The organism is Marinomonas aquimarina (assembly GCF_900089755.1).
In the GTDB taxonomy this organism is placed as follows: Bacteria; Pseudomonadota; Gammaproteobacteria; order Pseudomonadales; family Marinomonadaceae; genus Marinomonas; species Marinomonas aquimarina.
The window spans coordinates 65,564-87,617 of record NZ_FLOC01000004.1 but is presented as its reverse complement, the minus strand read 5'-3'; the positions used below and the strand labels follow the sequence as shown (position 1 = coordinate 87,617).

The following is a 22,054-nucleotide window of genomic DNA, read 5'->3' as shown; positions in this document are numbered from 1 at the left end:
AGCCTCCCGAATGAAAATTGAACAGATTTTTTCCAAGAAGTTGACGCGTGACATTAATGGCGTTGTTAAAGCGGAACAAAAAGACAATGACAGTGTGTATGTCGAGCTTGATGAGTATGTTGTAACCCGAGAGCTAGATCGTCACTTTCGAGCATTCTTTGAAGCTTATGTACCATCTGTTGCGAAAAGCCACGGTGATATGTCAGGTAAAATTGGCGTATGGATTTCTGGCTTCTTTGGCTCGGGTAAATCGCACTTCCTGAAAATTTTATCTTATTTGCTTGAGAATAAATCTGTTGAAAAAGATGGCCAAGGCCGACAAGCGTTTGAGTTTTTCAAAGACAAAATCAACGACGCCATGCTGTTGGCGGACATCCAAAACGCTGTTACCAAAGACACTGATGTTATTCTTTTTAACATCGATTCGCGAGCCAATACGGACGACCGAGAAAATGCCATTCTTAAGGTTTTCCTCAAAGTATTTAATGAACGTGTAGGATACTGCGCTGACTTTCCTCACATTGCCCACTTAGAACGCGAACTTGATAAACGTAGTCAATACGCATCTTTCAAGGATAAATTTGCTGAGTTGACCCAATCAACTTGGGAAAAGGAGCGTGACGCCTATGACTTCTATCGAGACGAACTTTCAGAAGCTCTGGCTCATGCCAGTGAGCAATCATTAGAGTCTGCAAAAGCTTGGGTTGAGCAGGTTGAAAACAATTTCCCGCTAGATATCCGAAACTTCTGTAAGTGGGTTAATGAATACTTAGATCGAACTGGGGATCGTAACCTTCTTTTCTTAGTCGATGAAGTCGGTCAGTTTATCGGTAAGAACACACAAATGATGTTGAAGCTTCAGACCATTACTGAAGATCTTGGCACATATTGTGGTGGCAGAGCTTGGGTCGTTGTTACCTCTCAGGCAGACATTGATGCTGCCATTGGTGGTATGGATAAGCGCGATGGCGAGGACTTCTCTAAAATTCAAGGGCGTTTTAGTACCCGCTTACAGCTGTCGAGCTCGAATACCTCGGAAGTTATTCAAAAGCGTTTGTTGTCCAAAACGGAAGAAGCTCGTACACACCTCATCGATGTCTTTGCAGAAAAGGGCGACATTCTTCGTAACCAGCTGACATTTGATAAAACGACAACCGCTTCTCTAAAGGGCTACACCGACGCTCCGTCTTTCGTGGATAACTATCCGTTTGTGCCTTACCACTACACGCTGGTTCAAAAAGTGTTTGAGTCAATTCGAACAAAAGGCGCGACGGGTAAGCACTTAGCCATGGGTGAGCGTTCATTACTTGATGCTTTCCAATCAGCTGCAAAACAGATGAAGGACTCTGGCCTTGATGTGTTAATCCCGTTTTACAGTTTCTACGCACCGATTGAAAGCTTTTTGGAGCCAGCGGTTAAGCGAACGATTGACCAAGCCTGTGAGTTGGATTCCTTAACAGAATTCGATGGCAAGATTCTAAAAACTCTTTTCTTGATCCGTTATGTGGACGTTGTCAAAAGCACACTAGACAACCTTGTGACGCTGTCAATTGATCGAATCGATGCAGATAAAATTGCGCTGCGTAAACAAATTGAAGAGAGCTTGAATCGTCTTGAACGCCAATTACTGATTGCCCGTAATGGTGATGAATTTATCTTCCTGACCAACGAAGAAAAAGAGATCGAAAACGAGATCCGCCACACTGATGTTGAAATGTCAGAGGTCTCTAACAAGCTTTCAGCAATCGTATTTGACGGTATTTTGAAAGGTAATCGTGCCTATCGTTACCCGATTAATAAGCAAGACTTTGCGGTGAGCCGTTTTTGCAATGGTCATCCAAAAGATGGCACCACGCTGGAAGACCTGGTCATTAAAGTCATTTCACCTTTGGATTCGCACTTTGAAAATTACTCCCACGATCAAGCGTGCATCAATCATACGCTTGAGGCTGATGGGTGCGTGCTCGTCAAGCTGGGCGAACATAAGCGTCTTTGGGATGACCTGACAACCTTTATTAAAACTGACCGATTCTTAAAACAAAATTCAGGACAGCGACCAGAGCAAGAACACCTTCTCCGCGAAAAGCAGATGGAAAATATTGAGCGTGAAAAACGCTTAAGAACGGATTTTGAAGCTTTGTTTGCAGAGGCTGACGTTTACGCTATCGGCACAAAACTACCGAAGAAATCAGCAACGCCAAGTGCCATCGTCGAAGAAGCATACAAATACGTTATCGAAAACACCTTCGCTAAATTGAATATGCTCAAGGCAACGCCTGGTGAAGTTTTGCGTGAGCTACAGGCCGTTCTTGTTGCTGATGATATTGCTCAGATTGGACTGGATCTTCAAGCGGATGAATGTAACCCAGAAGCTACGCGTGAGGTTGAGCAGTACGTAACGCTGAAAGTCGAGCGTAATGAGCCTGTTTACTTACGTGACATAGTTGCCCGCTTCGGCAAGCGCCCATATGGCTGGCCAGACAATGAAATCTTATTGCTCACTGCAAGGTTGGGCTTGGCTGGAAAGGTATCTTTTAGTACCCAGGGCACAGATCTGGCGTTGAAAAAAGCTTACGAGCCGTTTACCAGTGTGCGTAAACGCGGCGAGATCCGTGTACATAAGATCAGGCAACATGACGAGCGCCAAATTAAAAAGGCTGCTGGTCTTGTTAAAGAGATTTTTTCTAAAACCTTTACCGGCTCCGGTGAGAAGGAGCTCTACGAATTAGTGCGCGATGAATTACTGGCTTGGAATGAAGAGCTTAAATCATTCAGAACCAAGTCACAGACAGGCCATTTCCCAGGTAAATCTCAAATTGACGATGGTCTTGCATTGGTCGCGGGTATTCTTGAGCAAACTTCAAGCTTCGCCCTTATCGCCCGATTCTTAGAAGACGCTGATGCCCTTGAAGAGTTTGCTGAGGACTTTGAGGATCTTGATGACTTCTACAATAGCCAATTTCAAACTTGGCAAGCCCTTGCTGGCGCATTGAACGAGAAGTTTAAGGCCAATAGACCTGCGTTAGAAAAAGACAGTGAAGCATTAAAAGCACTCACTGAATTAGAACGCATTTTCAATATGTCCTCACCGTATGAGCAGCTGCGCCACATTAATCCGCTTATCGAGCAGGTGGCAAAAGTTAACTCAACATTGGTTGAAGAAAAACGCACTCATGCCTTAGAGCGTGTTGATCTGCGCATAGGACGTGTAAAAGAAGCGTTAGCTGAAGCTCATGCAACGTCTGAACTACAGAACCAAGCACTGCGCCCGCTACAAATGTGCAGACAGCGCATTGAAGCAACCTCTTCAATACCACAAATTATCAGTGAGCAAACTGAAGCGGAAGGTTACGAGGACGAAGCCTATGAGTTGCTGAATGGCTTTATCGAAGATCAACGCAAAAAAGCTGAAGCTGAGCAAAGACGTCGTGAACTCGAACAGAAGAAACGCGAAGAGGAAGCAGCGAAAGCCGGTAAAGCAGCTCCAGCACCTGAGCCAGCCCCTGAACCAGTGCAGCCACAGCCGGTTGCAAAACGTACCGTAACGATTAACCCAACCGATGCCATGGCTAAGTCAGTAACAACCGGATTCATTGAAAGTGAAGCCGAAGTTGATGCCTATCTTGCCGCTTTAAGAGAACAGCTGATTGCTGCTGTCAAAGCTGGCGACCGAGTAAGAATCAAGTAAGGGGCTTATTATGATAAAAAAAATAAGCGTTAGCGCATTCAAATCGTTAGTTGATTTTGAGTTAAACCTTGACTCGAAGTTTAATTGCATCATTGGTTTAAACGGCGCAGGGAAAAGTTCGGTTTTACAACTGTTTAGTTATGTATCTGCTCTTATTGAAGGAAAAATTGACCGTTGGTTAAGTGAAAGAGGTTGGGAAGAAAAAGATGTTGCTTCTCATTTTTTCCCTACACGAGAAACGTTTGATCTTGTACTCGATATTGAGCTTTCAGATAAGCAATTGCGTTGGGAAGCCACTTACAACTGGAAAAGAGGCCTGTGTACAAGTGAGACACTAACGGATTTAGCCAATGGTCATCAGCTTCTACGTCTATATCAGGGAAGACTTAAAACTAAGCGTGACACTATTCCGGATCTTATTTTCAAATATTCAGGTTCAATATTGTCTGCTTTGGATGATTCAGCTTTACCGCAAGAAGCCGTCATTTTCCGAAATTTTATGACTAATATCGATAGCCATGACCTTTTATCGCCTAAAGTTATGCGTTCAGGTCGTTTTGCATCTGAAGGAAAAATAGGTAGTGCTGGTGAGTACTTGATTAGTTATATACACAAGCTTGATAAGAATTCACAAGACATACTATTAAAGAATCTATATGGCTATTTCCCTCAAGTTGTGAAAATAGAAACTAAAACTGAGTTAAATGGCACATTAAGCTTGTTGCTAACAGAGCGGTTTTATAATGATGACGGTTCTCACACCGATGTTGTAACTAATGCCAAGCATATCAACGATGGCATGTTGCGTATTTTAATCATACTGGCGAGTCAAAGAACTAGTTCGAAATTCCAGCAATTTGATGAAGTTGAGAATGGTGTTAACTCTGAAATAACGGAAAAACTGGTCGAGGCATTCATAAACTCACCTCAACAGGTGTTAATTACAACACATAGCCCAATGGTATTGAATTATATAGAAGATGAATTAGCGAAGAGTTCTATAACTCTTGTTTATAAAAATAAACAAGGACATACCAAAGCAACAAAATTGTTTGCCTTACCATCTCTGACTAAGAAACTTAATTCGCTGGCTCCTGGCGATGCCATGCTTGACGTTTACCTAAAAGATGCTGCCGATGAAGCCGAGCTTCTGGCAAATTCTTCAGAGTTGAGTCGGTAGGTTCATTATGATTACAAGCATCTTGGTAACAGGTGAAGGTAGCTCAGATATGGGGGGATCAAATAATGGTCATTCAATATCTAGTGGGGCATCTTACAATCTTGGTCCAATGGCATTGCTGGCTGTTCGTTTATTACGAAATATTTTACCTACTTGGAACGAAGACTACTTAGATTTTCGATCACCAACTGATTGGATTACCTGTATTTCTGGTAATGAGTTGGCACGCCAGGCAAAGAATGTTCGCAAACATCGACCAAGTAAAAAGTTAAAAAAAGGCTTCGTCGAGCATGCAAATAGAGCCACAACAATGGCTGGCTATGCAAAAGACAATGGACACCAGTTGGCTTTCTATTTTCATGATACCGATAAGTGTGATTTTGATGATTTACATCAATCTATCATGCTTGGCTTTAATGGAGCTGAAGGCGTGCATGGGATACCGATGATACCCAAACCAACCTCCGAAGCTTGGTTGATATGTGGTCAAAAGCAGGATCCCTATGCTCATTGCACAGCTTTAGAAACCGAACTGTCAGGGAATGATGCTGCATCAGATGAAAATGCCCCTAAGAAAGTTTTAGCTCGATTGTTAGGGCAAGAAGCGACAACAGAACAGCAATATGAAATGGTAACGGGGATAGATATCACACGCATAGACATGCCTAGTTACAACCAGTTTAAAACAGATTTGACCACAGCCATCGAAGGTGTTTGTGGTCACGGAACAGCGAGAACATTATGAATACTGCGAAACTAAAAAAGTATGCCCCTCAAGCAAGACGTGAATTTATCACCGCAGTTTCAAAACAACTAAACCAGCTAGGTATATACAGCGACAAACAGATATCAGAGGTAAAACAAGAAGGCTCAGTATTACTAATTGAAGGCAAAACCTTTGAGCCTTGCGTAAAAACTGCAAGAGAGCGATTGGTCAAAAAGGTGCAGGCAATGGGCTATAACCAGCTCGTGGAACAAGTAGCCTATACCTGGTTCAACCGTCTGTGTGCTGTTCGCTATATGGAAATCCATGACTATCTAGGCCACGGTTTCCGTGTTTTGTCGCACCCAGACAACCCTAAAGGCTTTGAAATTATCGACCATGCGCAAGATGCTACGGATGAACTCGGGTTAGATAGAGCTCGCATTATTGAACTCAAGCTTGCGGGCAACAAAGACGAAGAGCTTTATCGTGAACTGCTGTTGGGCCAGTGCCACAAGCTACATGAAGCGATGCCATTCTTATTTGACGCATTGGACGATGAAACTGAGCTTCTGCTACCAGATAACCTAACACGTACCGACTCAATTCTACGTGGATTGGTAGATGGCATCCCTGAAGAGGACTGGCAACAAGTCGAAGTGATTGGCTGGCTTTACCAGTTCTACATTTCTGAAAAGAAAGATCAGGTAATGGGTAAGGTAGTCAAAAGTGAAGATATTCCTGCTGCTACCCAGCTATTTACACCTAACTGGATTGTAAAGTACCTGGTACAAAACTCAGTCGGTCGTCAATGGCTGCAAACCTACCCAGATTCTGCCATTAAAACGCAGATGGAATACTACATTGAGCCTGCTGAACAATCTGACGAAGTTAACCAACAGCTAAAGGCTATTACGCCAGAATCTATTGAACCTGAAACCATCAAAGTACTCGATCCCGCTTGTGGTTCGGGCCACATATTGATTGAAGCCTATAACGTGCTAAAAGCCATCTACGAAGAACGTGGTTTCCGCTCTCGTGACATTCCAAAGATGATTCTGGAGAACAACCTCTACGGCCTAGACATAGATGATCGTGCAGCACAGTTATCTGGTTTTGCGCTGATGATGATGGCCAGAGATGACGACAAGCGTATTTTTACCCGTAATGTGCGACTCAATGTACTTGCCTTGCAGGAAAGTAACCATATTGACCTGCCGACCTTATGGAAAGCACTCAACCTGTCGGGAAGCTGGCAAAGCGGCACATCGCAAGGCTTGTTCTCAGATGATGAGCAAGATTTAAGCTCGTTCAATGCAGACAACCGCTACCAACTGCTGAAGCGAACATTGGCAAGATTTACTCAAGCCAAGACCTTTGGTTCTTTGATTGATGTCCCAAGCGATGAGTATAAACAGCTAAAAGAGCTACTGAGCACACTTGTCGAGCTGCAAGAGTCAGGCGACTCAATGCAAAAGCCAGCAGCGAAGCAATTGATTGAATTTGTGCATCAGGCATTGGTTCTATCGACTCGTTACGATGCTGTGATTGCGAATCCTCCCTATATGGGCGGCAAAGGCATGAATGCCGCGCTGAAAGATTTTGCTAAGAAGCATTACCCACATAGCAAGTCCGATTTATTTGCTATTTTTATGGAGCGCACTTTCTGTTTTTTAAAAGAAACGGGGCTTAATGCACAAATAAATATGCAGTCATGGATGTTCCTTGGTTCTTTTGAGAAATTAAGAAGAGATTTATTAAGTAGACACTCGATTCACTCCCTTTTACATATCGGCTACAACAGTTTTCCTACTTTAAACTCTAAAATTGCGCAAGCATGTGCTTTTGTTTTTGATATGGGGTTTTTTAATGAATATAGATCTACTTTTATTGATTTGAATTCTGTAGACCCATCTGAAGATAAAGATAGAGTATTTCGAGAAAGAAATGTTGATATTGAATATTACGTAGAACAGATGAAGTTGTCTTTTATTCCTGGGGCACCTATAGCGTTCTGGATTTCTGAGTGCGAAATGCGTGCTTTTACAACGAATAACCTCAATGGTGAACTATGCACGACTTCAAATGGTGTTCAGACAGGTGATAATGATCGATTTGTAAGAGAGTGGTTCGAAGTTGATAGTAGAAAAATAGAACAGAAATGGTTTCCCTATAATAAGGGTGGTCCATATCAAAAATGGTTTGGAAATGGTGAGTCATTAATTGACTGGGAGGATAACGGAAAACGTGTTAAGTCCATGAGTAATTCGTGCTACCGAGGTGAGGAATTTTATTTCGAACCCTGTATTACATGGACTGATGTAACATGGAGAGTTTCAGCAAGATACTTACCTAAAGGGTATATCTCTGACGCGGCAGGTCCTTGTGCATATTTCAAAGATGACCGCTATTCAAAAAGTGCAATGGGGCTATTCAACACTCCATTGATTGAGCAATGGTCAAACATATTAAATCCAACATTACATTTCCAAGCAGGTGACTTTAAGAAATTGCCCTTCCCTGATAGATATGTGACGCAGGATACTCTCAACATTATTGATGAGTTAATTTCAATAACCTCTGAAGATCTTGCAGAGCAAGAGTGGCATAAGAACTTCAAAGTAAACCCTTTAGTTGAAAGACGAACCTTTAATATCAATAACGACTATTCAAAATATTTAAAACACTGTCAGAGAAGAGTTGAAAGAGTTAAGGAATTAGAAGTTGAGAATCTGAAAAATGCTTTCTTGGCGTACAATATTCAGGATAAAGATTTACCGAAAATAAAAGAATCGCTAATAACACTGCAAGCTAATCCATTGCATAGGTTTAGTGTGGATGTGCTATCGGAATCTGTGTCAGATAAATTTCGTTCAACTATATGTTCCGAACTATTGAGCTTTTCAGTGGGTTGTATGCTAGGGCGGTTTTCGCTATCTAAAAGCGGTATAGTATACTCTTACTCATCGAATGAAGGTTTTACTGAGTTAGTGGAAAATGGTTCATTTAGTCAGTTTACTGCTGATGAAGATGGAATTATCCCTTTAACCGACCAAGAGTGGTTCAAAGATGATGCCACCAACCGACTTCGTGAATTTGTTCAGGTTGTATGGGGTGAAGAACACTTACAAGAAAATCTCGATTTTGTTGCCGAGTCACTGTGCTTAAATGCCATAAAGCCCAAGAAATCTGAATCAGCACTGGAGACGATCCGCCGCTATTTATCGACTCAGTTCTATAAAGATCACCTGAAGACTTACAAAAAACGCCCTATTTATTGGCTGTTTAGCTCAGGTAAACAAAAGGCCTTTGAGTGCTTGGTTTACCTGCATCGTTACAACGAGGGCACGCTTTCTCGTATGCGTACCGAGTATGTCACCCCGTTACTAGGCAAATACGATGCTTATGCTGAGCAGCTTGAGAAGCAGATTGAAACGGCCGACTCAACCAGTGAAGCGAACCGCTTTAAGAAAGAGTTGGACGCCTTAATTAAGAAGCAGGTCGAACTACGAGAGTTTGATGACAAGCTAAAACACTACGCCGATATGTGTATTTCACTGGATCTTGATGATGGTGTGAAAGTGAATTACGGCAAGTTTGGTGATCTGTTGGCTGATGTTAAGGCCATTACCGGTTCGGCCCCGGAGGTTAACTAATGCAGATTAGTGAACTGGCACAAGGTGTCGCTGCCAAACTCGAACAAAGCCGCATTGTGTTTTGGTACGACCCAGAGCAAAGCTTTACTGAAGAGCTTGAGCATTTAGCTAATTCTTTATCGCTTGCAAAAGAATCAGGTGATAAAGCGGCAGATATAACTGCTAGGGTACTGCCAAATGATTTGACCATCCTCAATATGGTCAATGAGTCTGTATTGGCAGTGAAAAAACGCATTGAAGTAGATGAGCGTGAAGCTAAATTCCTTATCTATTTTCCAAGCGCTGAGCCAGAGCCTGACCGCGATTGGTTGCTGGATGTGCGTTTGTATAGCGAGCAGTTTTTTGCTGATCACAGCTCAATGCTGCTTAATGAGCTGGGTATCCCTAAAATGGCGCTACGCACGCACATTCGTAAGCGTCAGAGCTTTTTTGCCAATAAACAGCGCATAGCCGGTTTAAAAAAGTGGGTGACTGAGAACGAAGACGAACTGTCGTTAGACAGGAAGATGATGGCAGTGGTTGTAAAAGCTGATTCTGCGTCTTTGTCGGACATTTTGCTTGGGTTACTACGCGAATATGCGGCTTATATCGAAGATGAAAGCCTTGGTCAACCTTTATGGAGCCAGCTAGGAAAGTTTGATCTTGAGACCTCTCTCTGGGCATATCTGAGTGAGGGTTTTGGCTATACAGTCGAAGAGTCAACCTTCTCAGACTTCGTGTTGAAATTGTTCTGTACTGAATTCTGGAGCCAAATTGAAGGTGTTGAACGCGATTGGTTGCTTAACAATGTTCTAAAAAGCGCATCAGGCCGGGCGACAGCCTTGGCGTTTATGGTGAGCTGGCGCGACAGCCGCTCTTTCGCCGCTTACTACGAAAGCATCTCTAAGGTGCTTAGCCAACAGTTGGAAATTTCGACTCGTGCAGGCCAGTACCATCCGGTTGAGCTTATCGAATGCGAAACGTTCGAAGCTGTGGAACAGGCCATAATCCGTGGTTTAGTTCGTGATTTGCTCGATAGCAGTAAAGCGCTAGACCGGGTTCAGTTTGATACGGTCTTATCAAGACGTCTTGCTAGCCACTGGACATTGTCACGCAAAGAATACTTCGCAATTTATGAAGCTATCCGCAACGCTGAAGAGTTAATGCACTTGCGAAATCGCTATGTGGACGGGTTCCACTTTGATAACGCGAAAGCAATGTACGACGCCTATACCACAGACATTTATCGCTTTGACCAGGCTTACCGTTTGTTCAATGAACATGTGCACTCTGTATTGAGTAAAGGTGCAGACATACTGCGTCAGCTCGACGACGAAGTCGAAAGCATTTATACCAACTGGTACTTATATGAGCTTGGCCTTGCCTGGGATCGTCACTTGGCTAATGAGAAATTACTTGAAAAGTGGCAGATTTCTGGCGTACCGCACCAGTATGACTTCTATGAAAAAGAAGTTCGTACACGACTGAGTCTGAAACAGACAAAACGAGTGTTTGTGATCATCTCTGATGCCCTGCGTTTTGAAATTGCGAATGAGCTTGGCGCTATCATTAACAACGAGAAGCGATTTAAAGCTGAGGTGTCTACGCAGTTGGGTGTTTTGCCGAGTTATACCCAACTTGGGATGGCGGCATTATTGCCTCATAAGGCGCTCAGTTATCAGCCAGAGCAAGGCACGGCTGTTTATGTGGATGGTATTTCTTCACAGGGTTTAGACAACCGCAACGCCATCCTACAAAAAGTAGGTGGTATGGCGGTGAGCTCTAAGGAGCTGATGAGCTGGAGTAACCAGGAGGGGCGTGACAAGGTTCGAGACGTAGAAGTAGTTTATATCTATCACGATACCATTGATGCGATTGGTGATAAGGCTGCAACTGAAGAGAAAACGTTTGAAGCCTGTCGTAGTGCCATTGAAGAGCTAAAAGACCTCGTTGGGCGGGTCATCAACCGTCTAAACGGCAGCCGAGTTGTGATCACTGCTGACCATGGCTTCCTCTTCCAACAAAAAGCACTTGTAGCGGCTGACAAAACCTCGTTGAAAACCAAACCTGCTGGCGCGATAGAAGCCAAGAAACGTTATATCGTTGGTAATAAATTGCCTTCTGATGAAGCCTGTTGGAAAGGCTCAATTAACGATACGGCTCATGGCTCTAGTGATACCGAGTTCCTGCTTCCAAAAGCGGCTCAACGCTTCCACTTCGTTGGTGGTGCTAAGTTTGTGCATGGCGGAGCGATGCTACAGGAAGTCTGCGTACCGGTACTACATGTGCGAGAGCTACAAAAAGAACAAGCAGCAAAACATGAGAAACAACCGGTAGGTGTTGTAGCAGCCACTCAGCCCATCAAATTAGTAAACAATATCGACAAGGTCAGATTTATTCAGACAGACCCTGTAGGCGAGCGTTTCGTCGCACGGTTGTTGGATGTCTATATCGTCGATGCACAAGGTAATGAAGTCTCCAGTCGTGAAACGATTAACTTTGATAGCGTGAGTAAAGTGATGGATGAACGTACTCGCGAAGCTAGGTTAAAGCTTATTGGCTCCCAGTTCGACAGAAACGCTCAATACACATTAGTTCTTGAGAATGCGGAAATGAGAACCCGTTATAGCCAATACGCGGTAACCATTGATTTGGCATTCCAAGATGATTTTTTCTAAGGCGCTGAGGTGAAACATGACAACTGATTTTTCACAAGATCATAAAGACGAAAAAAATCAGATGCAAAGCGCCGATTTAGACGCATTGCTCAACCAATATTTTAAAGGCCGTGTCGTTCGAAAAGATCTGACAAAGCAATTGAAAGAAGGCGCTAACGTCCCTGTCTATGTGCTTGAGTATTTACTAGGCATGTATTGTGCGTCCGATGACGACGAAGTTGTAATGCAAGGCCTTGATAATGTGAAAAAAATCTTGGCTGAGAACTATGTCCGACCAGATGAAGCGGAGAAAGTGAAGTCACTGATCCGTGAACGCGGCACGTTTAAAATCATCGACAAAGTAAGCGTTAAGCTCAATCAGAAAAAAGACGTCTATGAAGCTGCGTTGTCGAATCTGGGTATCAAGGATGCCCTTGTACCGACCAAAATAGTACAAGACAACGAAAAATTATTAACTGGCGGCATCTGGTGCATTATTACCGTCCAGTATTTCTTTGAGGAAGGTCAGAAGACATCACCTTTCTCCATTATGAGTTTAAAACCGATACAAATGCCGTCCATGAACATGGATGAGGTGTTTTCAACCAGAAGGCATTTTAGTACCGATCAGTGGATGGATGTGTTGCTTCGTTCCGTGGGTATGGAGCCAACCAACTTAGAGCATCGGGTGAAATGGCATCTTATCACTCGCATGCTCCCATTCGTTGAAAACAACTACAACGTTTGTGAGCTCGGACCAAGAGGGACAGGTAAAAGCCATGTCTACAAAGAGTGCTCACCAAACTCATTGCTTGTCTCGGGCGGACAAACAACTGTGGCTAACTTGTTCTATAACATGAGCTCGCGCCAAGTTGGGTTGGTTGGTATGTGGGATGTTGTCGCTTTTGATGAAGTGGCCGGTATTAACTTTAAAGACAAAGACGGCGTCCAAATAATGAAAGATTATATGGCGTCAGGGTCTTTTGCCCGTGGTCGTGATTCAATCGAAGCGAAGGCTTCCATGGTATTCGTCGGTAACATCAATCAAAGCGTTGAGACACTGGTGAAGACCAGTCATCTGTTGGCACCTTTTCCTGATGCCATGATTGACACTGCTTTTTTTGACCGTTTCCATTCCTATATTCCTGGATGGGAAATACCGAAGATGCGTCCTGAGTTTTTCACCAATAGCTACGGATTAATCACGGACTATCTTGCGGAATACATGCGTGAAATGCGCAAACGTAGTTTTGCAGATGCTGTTGATAAGTTCTTCAAACTCGGTAATAACCTTAATCAGCGTGATGTAATTGCTGTGCGAAGAACTGTTTCGGGCTTGTTAAAGCTATTACACCCCGACGCACAGTACACAAAAGATGATGTAAGAGCCTGCCTGACGTATGCGCTGGAAACTAGACGTAGAGTCAAAGAGCAATTGAAAAAGCTTGGCGGAATGGAATTTTTTGATGTGCACTTTAGCTACATCGATAACGATTCATTAGAAGAGTTCTTCGTTAATGTACCGGAACAAGGTGGCAGCAAGCTAATTCCTGAGGGCTTACCTCGCGCTGGTGTTGTGCACTTGGTTACTCAGGGAAGCACTGGACAGCTTGGGTTATATCGCTATGAAACCCAGATGATGGCTGGTTCTGGTAAGCACTCGGTGTCGGGTCTTGGTTCGAATACCGCAGCAAAAGAAGCTGTGCGTGTTGGCTTTGATTATTTCAAAGGCAACCTGAATCGAATCTGCGCGTCGGCGAAGTTTTCTGATCATGAGTATCACCTGCATGTTGTTGAGCTGCACAATACAGGGCCAAGCACAAAGTCATCGCTCGCTGCATTGATTGCGTTCTGTTCAATTCTGATGAACCGACCGATTCAAGAACAGATGGTTGTTCTGGGTGAGATGACTTTAGGTGGTGTCGTCAATCCTGTTCAAGATCTTGCAGGCAGTCTTCAGTTAGCTATGGATAGTGGTGCAAAGCGTATTTTGCTGCCTATGGCCTCAGCCTCAGATATTCCTACGGTTCCGGCTGAGCTGTTTTCAAAATTCCAGATCAGCTTTTATGCAGACCCCGTCGATGCTGTGTTTAAGGCGCTTGGGGTTAATTGATTAGGTGTCGTTTGACGCGCCATTTTATGGAGTAATTACAGGTATGTTTACCAAAGCTCGTTTCTTTAAATGTGCATTGCAGGTGAATCCGGCAGGATACATAAAATATCGTGGGCAACAGCAGACCATCACGGAAGATGAATATAACCAAAATCTGCTTGCGGCATCACTGGAAGCGGGCATAGAGGTCATTGGATTAGCTGATCATGGTTCAGTAGATAGTGTTGATAAAATCCGCAATCTTTTTGTTGAGAATGGGATTGTTGTTTTCCCCGGCTTTGAGATTGCGTCAAGCGAGAAAATTCACTTTGTTTGTCTGTTTGATGAAAACAAAACTTCGCAAGAACTTGAACGGATTTTGGGGCGTCTAGATTTACTTGATCCAGAGGATGGTATATTGCCGACCAACCTCACAGCAATTCAGCTGATTGATAAAGTGAATGATATAGGTGGATTTATCTTTGCAGCACACTGCATAAATGATGATGGTGTGCTCAGTCGAAAGATGAACCATGTATGGAAACATGAAGGGTTGATGGCAGCTCAGATACCAGGCGACAAGTCGATTGAAGATCTTAAAGGAATAGAAAATGATTTCTACCGTAAGGTCTTCCTCAACAAAGATCCTAACTATAAGCGCGAGCGCGAAATGGCTGCTATTAACTCCTCAGACGTTGCAAAACCAGAGGATATCAAAGCATCGGGTGCTTCTTGTTTGATTAAAATGACCAACCCTTGCTTTGCTTCCTTTAAGCAAGCCTTTTTAGATGCAGGTTCGAGGGTTCGTTTGAACTCAGATAAGCCAGAAAGCTATGCTTCGGCAATTGAGCGTATTCGATTTGTTGGTGGCTATCTGGATAGCGTCGATATTGAACTATCGGACCATCTCAATGCTGTGATTGGTGGTCGTGGAACTGGTAAGTCAACCTTGTTGGAATGTATTCGCTATGCTTTCGGATTAGAACCTAAAACACCTAACGCAATCAAACAGCACAAAAGTGTCATTGATACTAACCTTGGGAAAGAACGAGGTTTAGTTGAAATTACGTTGCGTTCATCAGTTATGCACGGTCGCAGATTCAAAGTAAGCCGAAAACACGGTAGTGATCCGGTAGTGGTTGACTCCCAAGGAAATATATCCCCCTATCTTCCAACGGATCTTTTGCCTGGTATAGAGCTTTACGGGCAAAACGAAATCTATGAAATGACTCGAGATGAACAAAGTCGTAATCAGCTCATCGAACGTTTTCTTGAGGGCGAACATGAAAAGTTTGATGCAGATATCGCTGACGTTTTAGCAAAGTTAAAAGATAATCGAGAATCCATCAAGCGAGTCCTAGGTCAGAAAGATGACATTGAAGCAGAGGTCGAGCGCTTACCTAAGTTATTGGATCAGGCAAAACAGTATCAAGCATTAGGTATAGATGAAAAGCTGGAGCTTATTCCTAAACTTGAAAAAGAAAAACAATTGAATGATCAGATTGGTGAGGATGTTGCAAGCGTCCAACTGGCTATCGATGCGCTCAAAGACAGTTTGCCAGATACCTTGTATTTAAGTGATACCAATTTGGATGGCTTACCTCATGCTGAGCTCTTGAAGCAGCAGCGTGAAGTTTTGAATGCCCTGAAAACGGGCGTTCAACAGACATTAGAACAGTTAGAACAGCTAACTTTAAATGCAAATCAACAGTTGTTACCGGTCAAGCAATCTTTATCAGAAAAGCAGCAACTTGAAGAGCAAAAACTTGAGTTGGCTTTTAAGGATATACCTGCAAGCCAGGGTAAAACTGGCCGACAAATTGGTGCTGAATATCAGACTCTGTTAAAACAAATTGAGCAGATACGCCCTAAACAAACCACCTTGCAAGATCGCCAGACACAAATTGACGAATTGTACAACGCGCGAAAGAAGCTGCTTCTGGAGTTAGAACAACATACAAGTGCGCGTGCGAGTAGTATTACTAAATCTGTTAAAAGGTTAACAAGAAAACTGGAGCAGAAGGTACGGCTTACCCTACAGCCAGAAGGTGGCCGCCAAGAACTTGTGAATTTTCTGACTGGGTGCAATTTAGAGGGGGTTGGGCCTAAACGTCTCGCCTGGGTATTAGAAGGTAACTTCTCTCCAAGCAGTTTAGCCTCGACTATCCGTCAAGGAGAGTCGGAGCTAGGACGAAAGTTTGGCATATCAGGCACTGTTGTTTCAGCTTTAATTCGTCTTTCAGAAGTAAAACTAATGGAACTGGAAGAATTGCAGTTACCGGATACCATGGCGATTGAGTTAAATGTGACTCATGGAGAACGAGAAGCTGTATTTAGGTCAATTGATGAATTATCGACGGGACAGCAGTGCACTGCTGTTTTGCACTTATTGCTGTTGGATAATCAAGACCCATTAATCCTTGATCAACCTGAAGATAATTTGGATAACGCATTTATAGCTGAGAGGATAGTCGCAGAACTACGTAGGGCTAAACTGAGTCGTCAGTTTCTATTTGCAACACATAATGCCAATATTCCGGTTTTCGGTGATGCTGAATGGATTGGCGTTTTGAGCGTAGAAGATAATAAAGGGCTAATTCTTCCAGAACAACAAGGTGCGATCGATGTTCCCAATGTTCAGGCTTTAGCCGCAGATATATTAGAGGGCGGGAAAAGTGCATTCAATCAGCGTCGTGAGAAATATGGATTCGTGTAAAGCACTATTTTGGTATTAATCACTAAGAATCAGGTTCCGCACCTTTTTGAAACCGTGAAATTAGCTCGTATGTTATTCTTCTACATGAATTATCAATCTATCTAGCCATCAAGCTCAGAGTTGAACCTTCACACTATCGTGTCGGAGGTTCACTATGTTCAAAAACCTATTTTTTCAAACCAAAGCACTACCAGAGCTTTCATCGCAACTGGATGCGGAAATTCCACGCTACCCGCCATTCCTGAAGGGGTTGCCAGCTGCGTCACCCGAGGATTTGCAGTCCACACAAGACGAGCTAATTGCCAAACTGCGCCAGGTACTTGGCTTTAACCTGCGTGACTTTCAAAGGCTGATTCAACCCTCCATTGATCATCTGGCGTCCTATGTTCACTTGTTGCCAGCTTCTGAGCATCACCACCACAGTGGTGCGGGTGGTTTATTACGTCATTCGTTGGAAGTTGCATTCTGGGCGGCACAAGCAGCTGAAGGGATCATCTTTGTTGCCAGTGGCACACCGGTTGAGAAAAAAGAGCTAGAGCCAAGGTGGCGTGTGGCGGCGGCTCTTGGCGGTTTGTTCCATGATATTGGTAAGCCAGTTTCAGACTTGTCCATCACAGACGAAGATGGACGCTATCAGTGGAACCCTTTTTTAGAAACATTATCCCAGTGGACCACAAATAACAGCATTGAACGCTATTTCATTCGCTGGCGCGACGGACGGTGCAAGCGGCACGAGCAATTTTCAATTCTGGTGTTAAACCGGGTGATGACACCTGAGTTGCTCGCCTGGTTAACCCAGCCGGGCCCTGAGATTTTGCAAGCCATGCTGGAGGCAATTGGCAATACCGATCCCGATCATGTCCTGTCTAAACTGGTCATTGAAGCTGACCAAACCAGTGTACAGCGAGATCTGAAAGCGCAACGAATTTCCGTTGACGACAATGCCCTTGGTGTCCCAGTCGAGCGCTATCTACTTGATGCCATGAGGCGATTAGTTGCCAGTTCGCAATGGCTGGTCAATCAGCGAGACGCCAGAGTTTGGATACGAAAATCGAATCAATCAACCAATCTTTACCTGGTTTGGAAAAGCGCGGCTAAGGAAATCATTGAGCTGTTGGCCAAAGACAAGATACCTGGCATTCCAAGAGATCCCGATACCCTTGCGGACATCCTCATTGAGCGAGGATTGGCCATTAAATCCGCCTCAAATGAGCGATATGAAAGCCTTGCTCCTGAAGTGCTGATCAAAGACGACAAGCCAATCTGGTTACCCATGCTGTATATATCTGAGGCCGATTTATTGTTCAGCTCGAATGTACCAAGTGGTGTGACACTGTTTAACAAATCTCAGTGGGAAGCAACACAGCAAACACAAGCAGAGCCACAGAGTCGCTCCAGTGAGCAGCCAGGCTTGCCTGACGCGTCATCATCAATTGAACACAGCAATTCGTCTGAGTCGCCATCGACAAAATCGTCCGAACAAGATGATGAACTCAGTCGTGCAAGCGACGTTAATAGCCCCCAGGCAACTGAAAATGATCCGGGTGATGGATGTGAAAAGCCTAACGATTCAAACAACGCCGCTATCTCAAATAACGTAAACCAGCACGATGCAGACGCATTTAATCTCCCTGGACCTTTGGCGTGGCTCCCAGAGGCCAGCAGTGCGTTGGTTATGGTTGGTGAACAGATACTGATCCGCTATCCCGATGGAGTAAGACCCTGGTGTGCCCCCCGAAAACTGCTTGCTGAACTCAGTCGATTAGATTGGCTTGAACTAGATCCGGCAAACCCGACGCGTAAAGCCAGAACTGTGACTACAAATGATGGAGTTCAGGAGCAAGGGTTACTGCTGAAAGTATCGATTTCTAAAGGGCTTACTGCACTGATAGACCTCTTCAATCAAGACGCAGAATCAGTGACAGCAATTCAGAACAAAGAGGCTTCACAGCGTCCGAGTCGAACTAAGACAACCAATGCCCAAGCAAAAGAGCCCGCCACAAGAGCGGAGCGTAAGCAAAAGCCGATTGCGTCCAATGCGAACTCAAGTACAGACCCCAAACACGCGCAGCGCCAACAGATGGTTAATTTTGTGAAAGATTTGCCCATCTTACTGACCGATGGCGATTACCCAGACGTGGATCATAGTGCCGATGGTATTCGCGTCACGATTCAAACCTTACGCCAAGTCGCCAATGAGCATGGCATTCCAGCCGGACAGCTGCTTCGGGGGATCTCGGCCAGTGACCAATGCCAGTTTGATGAGGGGGAAACGGTTCTGTTTACCGCTCACGCTAAACGTTAATCCATTTGAAGTTAAGCGGATTGTAAACGGTTATTTTGCGGAGCATGAATGAAAGAAAACGCATACGAAATGCCCTGGCGCACGAACTATGAGGCCATGGCAGCAGCAGGTTGGCTGGTTGGGGCCACTGGGGCGATTGCCGCAGAAATGCTGACAGAGTTACCGCCCGAACCATTTTGGTGGATGACAGGGATTTCCTCGGGCATGGCGTTGTATCGCCTGCCTGAGGCTTACCGTCTTTATAAGTTGCAGAAGGGGCTAAAAGGCAAACCATTGGCATTTATGGCGCTGTCGCATTTGCAAAAGGTAATGGCAAAACATCCTGATGAATTGTGGTTAGGTTATGGCTTTGAGTGGGACCAACGCCATGCCCAACGCGCTTATGAAATCCTAAAGCGGGATAAGCAAACCTTGCTTAACCAAGGTCACGGCAAACAAATGGGTTCGACCTGGATTCATGGTGTCGAGCCCAAAGAAGAAGATGTGTACCAGCCAGTTGGTCACACCGAGGGGCATACCTTAATTGTCGGTACGACCGGTGCCGGAAAAACCCGATGCTTTGATGCGATGATCACTCAGGCCATTTTGCGTAATGAAGCCGTGATTATTATTGACCCTAAGGGAGACAAGGAACTTAAGGATAATGCGCAGCGAGCCTGTATTGCCGCCGGTAGTCCTGAGCGCTTTGTGTATTTTCATCCGGGTTTTCCTGAGCATTCGGTACGGCTTAATCCCCTTAGAAACTTTAACCGGGGCACTGAAATTGCCAGCCGAATTGCGGCACTAATCCCATCTGAAACCGGTGCTGATCCATTTAAAGCCTTTGGCCAAATGGCATTGAACAACATAGTGCAAGGTCTGTTGCTTACGTCACAACGTCCTGATCTGAAAACACTGAGGCGATTCTTGGAAGGTGGCCCAGAAGGCTTGGTAGTAAAAGCCGTCACAGCCTGGGGTGAGCAGGTTTATCCGAACTTTAGTGTGGAGAACAAGCGCTTTACCGAAAAGGCCAATACCTTGGCTAAACAAGCCATGGCGATGCTGCTTTTCTACTACGAACGCATTCAGCCCGTTGCCGCCAATACCGATTTGGAAGGACTTTTGAGTATGTTTGAGCATGACAGAACCCACTATTCCAAGATGGTGGCCTCACTGATGCCGGTGCTCAATATGCTCACATCAAGTGAATTAGGGCCACTGTTATCACCGATTGCAAACGATGTGGATGACAGCCGGTTAATTACGGATTCTGGCCGTATTATCAACAATGCCCAAGTGGCGTATATCGGCTTGGATTCATTAACTGACGCCATGGTTGGCAGCGCCATTGGTTCGTTGCTTTTGTCCGATCTCACTGCTGTGGCCGGTGATCGCTATAACTATGGTGTTGAAAATCGTCCCGTAAATATCTTCATCGATGAGGCGGCTGAAGTCGTCAACGATCCCTTCATTCAACTGCTCAACAAAGGCCGTGGCGCAAAAATGCGTTGTGTGATTGCTACTCAGACATTTGCTGACTTTGCAGCTCGTACAGGCAGTGAAGCTAAGGCTCGCCAGGTGTTAGGTAACATCAACAACTTGATAGCTCTTCGGGTGATGGATGCCGAAACGCAGCAGTACATTACTGACAATCTGCCAAAGACTCGGTTGCAGTACATCATGCAAACTCAAGGTATGTCGTCCAACTCGGACAGCCCCGCGTTGTTTACCGGCAATCATGGCGAGCGCTTGATGGAAGAAGAAGGTGATATGTTTCCACCGCAGTTATTAGGCCAGCTTCCCAATCTGGAGTACATCGCCAAGCTTTCAGGTGGCCGTGTGATCAAAGGCCGTATTCCTATTTTAACCAGCTCTACACAGGCAGCATAAGGAGTCTGTATGCATCATTCTGTCTGTCTGAAAATGACAACACTTACCAGTAAAGAAATGCTCGCTCAGTGGCAGCAACATAACCCCCAGTTCAAGGAAACCTTAAGACTGCTTGAAACTGACTGGCCTCATGCTTTGGCTTCAGTGCACTGTTTGGCGGACTATTTAACAGATGCGCTCACGTTAGATGGCCATTCCATCTTTGATTTGTGTCTGTGTAATGGCTTGGGCAGTTATGACGAAGTCAGTTGTGATGATGATAGTGTACGCCTTTGGCATTTCATTGAGGCACTGACCTGGACTGCCGCCAGTGCTTTAACGGGGATTCGCCTGCGTGATCCTGACCATTTCGAGTGGGCTGCCGTAGATGGTGTGTATTTCCACACCTGGATGCGTAATCGTCCAAATCGGATGGCGTATTTGGCTGAAGGACGTATCGACGTGCGTTATGTTAGTGGCCATACGACGACAAAGCGGCTTCAACAAGTGATTAAAGCCCGGATTATGACGCCAACCGTTGCAGCCATGCTGGCCCGAGTAGAAGAGGATGTTTGGCATGAGCAAGCATAAGTCGGTTTGGCTACTTTGTCTGGCGCTGATGCTGGAGATTATTGCTATTGGCGTGTTAGTGCCCGGTGATTGGACTGGCCGGGTCATTAGTAAAGAAAAGCAGATGATCCAAAATCAATTGGGCGCTCAAACAAGCTATTGGATTGGTCAAACTAGCCATGGCTGGTATCAATCATGGGTTGTGGATACGCAGATGGAGCAATCGGTGCGTGATTTTCTAATCCCCACTGAAGAGCAGCGACTGCGCTCTAAAGGGATGGAGAACATGGGAGGCTTTTGGTTTGTCTGGGTGGAAGACCGTATTCAGGCATTTTTTGATGTGTTGTACCAGGTGTTCACTCGATTTGCTTTGCTGATGGTCTGGTTGCCCTTTGCGTTTATTCTCATGTTACCGGCTTTGTGGGATGGCTTGATGACCTGGAAGATTAAGAAAACAACCTTTGATTTTTCGAGCCCAATCATTCACCGCTACAGCATGATCATCTTGGGCTCAGGCGTCATCTTGCTGTTTATGGGATTGTTCGCCCCACTGGCTATTCCACCGGTGGTGTTACCGTCGCTGATCATCGGTTTAGCATTGATGGCGGGGTTGGCGTTAAGCCACTTGCAGAAGAAGATATGAGGCCTGTCAGGCCTCAT

At 44.7% G+C, this 22,054-nt stretch carries 11 protein-coding genes; all 11 read left to right on the top strand.

Annotated elements, in window-relative coordinates:
* The first annotated feature begins 10 nt into the window (after positions 1–10).
* The 11 genes from brxC (at position 11) to MAQ5080_RS04885 (ending at position 22,037) form a co-directional block, all read left to right on the top strand.
* Positions 11–3,688 carry a BREX system P-loop protein BrxC gene (gene brxC, locus MAQ5080_RS04935; RefSeq protein ID WP_067206359.1) on the top strand — a complete coding sequence of 1,226 codons (3,678 nt, stop codon included), beginning with the start codon at positions 11–13 and terminating at the stop codon, positions 3,686–3,688.
* Positions 3,689–3,698: 10 nt separating this feature from the next.
* Positions 3,699–4,868 carry an AAA family ATPase gene (locus tag MAQ5080_RS04930; RefSeq protein ID WP_067206356.1) on the top strand — a complete coding sequence of 390 codons (1,170 nt, stop codon included), beginning with the start codon at positions 3,699–3,701 and terminating at the stop codon, positions 4,866–4,868.
* Positions 4,869–4,875: 7 nt separating this feature from the next.
* Entirely contained in the window at positions 4,876–5,613 is a 738-nt protein-coding gene (locus MAQ5080_RS17365; protein ID WP_067206353.1) for a hypothetical protein, read from the top strand.
* Complete coding sequence (gene pglX / locus MAQ5080_RS04920) at positions 5,610–9,227, top strand: BREX-1 system adenine-specific DNA-methyltransferase PglX (RefSeq protein WP_067206350.1); 3,618 nt, start codon at positions 5,610–5,612, stop codon at positions 9,225–9,227. The genes MAQ5080_RS17365 and pglX overlap by 4 nt, the downstream gene beginning before the upstream one ends.
* Positions 9,227–11,884: a BREX-1 system phosphatase PglZ type A gene (pglZ, locus tag MAQ5080_RS04915; RefSeq protein WP_067206347.1), complete on the top strand. Its 2,658-nt coding sequence runs from the start codon at positions 9,227–9,229 to the stop codon at positions 11,882–11,884. The genes pglX and pglZ overlap by 1 nt, the downstream gene beginning before the upstream one ends.
* 16 nt (positions 11,885–11,900) lie before the next feature.
* Positions 11,901–13,976 (top strand): protease Lon-related BREX system protein BrxL, encoded by a 2,076-nt coding sequence (brxL, locus tag MAQ5080_RS04910; protein ID WP_067206343.1) that lies wholly within the window; start codon positions 11,901–11,903, stop codon positions 13,974–13,976.
* 43 nt (positions 13,977–14,019) lie between these two features.
* Positions 14,020–16,671, top strand: a complete 2,652-nt coding sequence (locus tag MAQ5080_RS04905; protein ID WP_067206340.1) for a TrlF family AAA-like ATPase — start codon at positions 14,020–14,022, stop codon at positions 16,669–16,671.
* 154 nt (positions 16,672–16,825) lie between these two features.
* A complete protein-coding gene (mobH, locus tag MAQ5080_RS04900; protein ID WP_067206338.1) occupies positions 16,826–18,976 on the top strand; it encodes a MobH family relaxase in 2,151 nt (716 codons plus the stop codon).
* Positions 18,977–19,024: 48 nt separating this feature from the next.
* Entirely contained in the window at positions 19,025–20,845 is a 1,821-nt protein-coding gene (traD, locus tag MAQ5080_RS04895) for a conjugative transfer system coupling protein TraD (RefSeq protein WP_067206335.1), read from the top strand.
* A 9-nt stretch (positions 20,846–20,854) separates the two neighbouring features.
* Positions 20,855–21,415, top strand: a complete 561-nt coding sequence (locus MAQ5080_RS04890; RefSeq protein WP_067206332.1) for a conjugative transfer protein — start codon at positions 20,855–20,857, stop codon at positions 21,413–21,415.
* Complete coding sequence (locus tag MAQ5080_RS04885; protein WP_067206327.1) at positions 21,402–22,037, top strand: IncC plasmid conjugative DNA transfer DtrJ family protein; 636 nt, start codon at positions 21,402–21,404, stop codon at positions 22,035–22,037. Before MAQ5080_RS04890 ends, MAQ5080_RS04885 begins: the two co-directional genes overlap by 14 nt.
* The last annotated feature ends 17 nt before the right edge of the window (positions 22,038–22,054 follow it).

What these genes read in the sequence shown, in the direction of transcription:
- brxC (WP_067206359.1), top strand. Translation starts at nt 11, where the DNA reads ATGAAAATTGAACAGATTTTTTCCAAGAAGTTGACGCGTGACATTAAT.
- MAQ5080_RS04930 (WP_067206356.1), top strand. Translation starts at nt 3,699, where the DNA reads ATGATAAAAAAAATAAGCGTTAGCGCATTCAAATCGTTAGTTGATTTT.
- MAQ5080_RS17365 (WP_067206353.1), top strand. Translation starts at nt 4,876, where the DNA reads ATGATTACAAGCATCTTGGTAACAGGTGAAGGTAGCTCAGATATGGGG.
- pglX (WP_067206350.1), top strand. Translation starts at nt 5,610, where the DNA reads ATGAATACTGCGAAACTAAAAAAGTATGCCCCTCAAGCAAGACGTGAA.
- pglZ (WP_067206347.1), top strand. Translation starts at nt 9,227, where the DNA reads ATGCAGATTAGTGAACTGGCACAAGGTGTCGCTGCCAAACTCGAACAA.
- brxL (WP_067206343.1), top strand. Translation starts at nt 11,901, where the DNA reads ATGACAACTGATTTTTCACAAGATCATAAAGACGAAAAAAATCAGATG.
- MAQ5080_RS04905 (WP_067206340.1), top strand. Translation starts at nt 14,020, where the DNA reads ATGTTTACCAAAGCTCGTTTCTTTAAATGTGCATTGCAGGTGAATCCG.
- mobH (WP_067206338.1), top strand. Translation starts at nt 16,826, where the DNA reads ATGTTCAAAAACCTATTTTTTCAAACCAAAGCACTACCAGAGCTTTCA.
- traD (WP_067206335.1), top strand. Translation starts at nt 19,025, where the DNA reads ATGAAAGAAAACGCATACGAAATGCCCTGGCGCACGAACTATGAGGCC.
- MAQ5080_RS04890 (WP_067206332.1), top strand. Translation starts at nt 20,855, where the DNA reads ATGCATCATTCTGTCTGTCTGAAAATGACAACACTTACCAGTAAAGAA.
- MAQ5080_RS04885 (WP_067206327.1), top strand. Translation starts at nt 21,402, where the DNA reads ATGAGCAAGCATAAGTCGGTTTGGCTACTTTGTCTGGCGCTGATGCTG.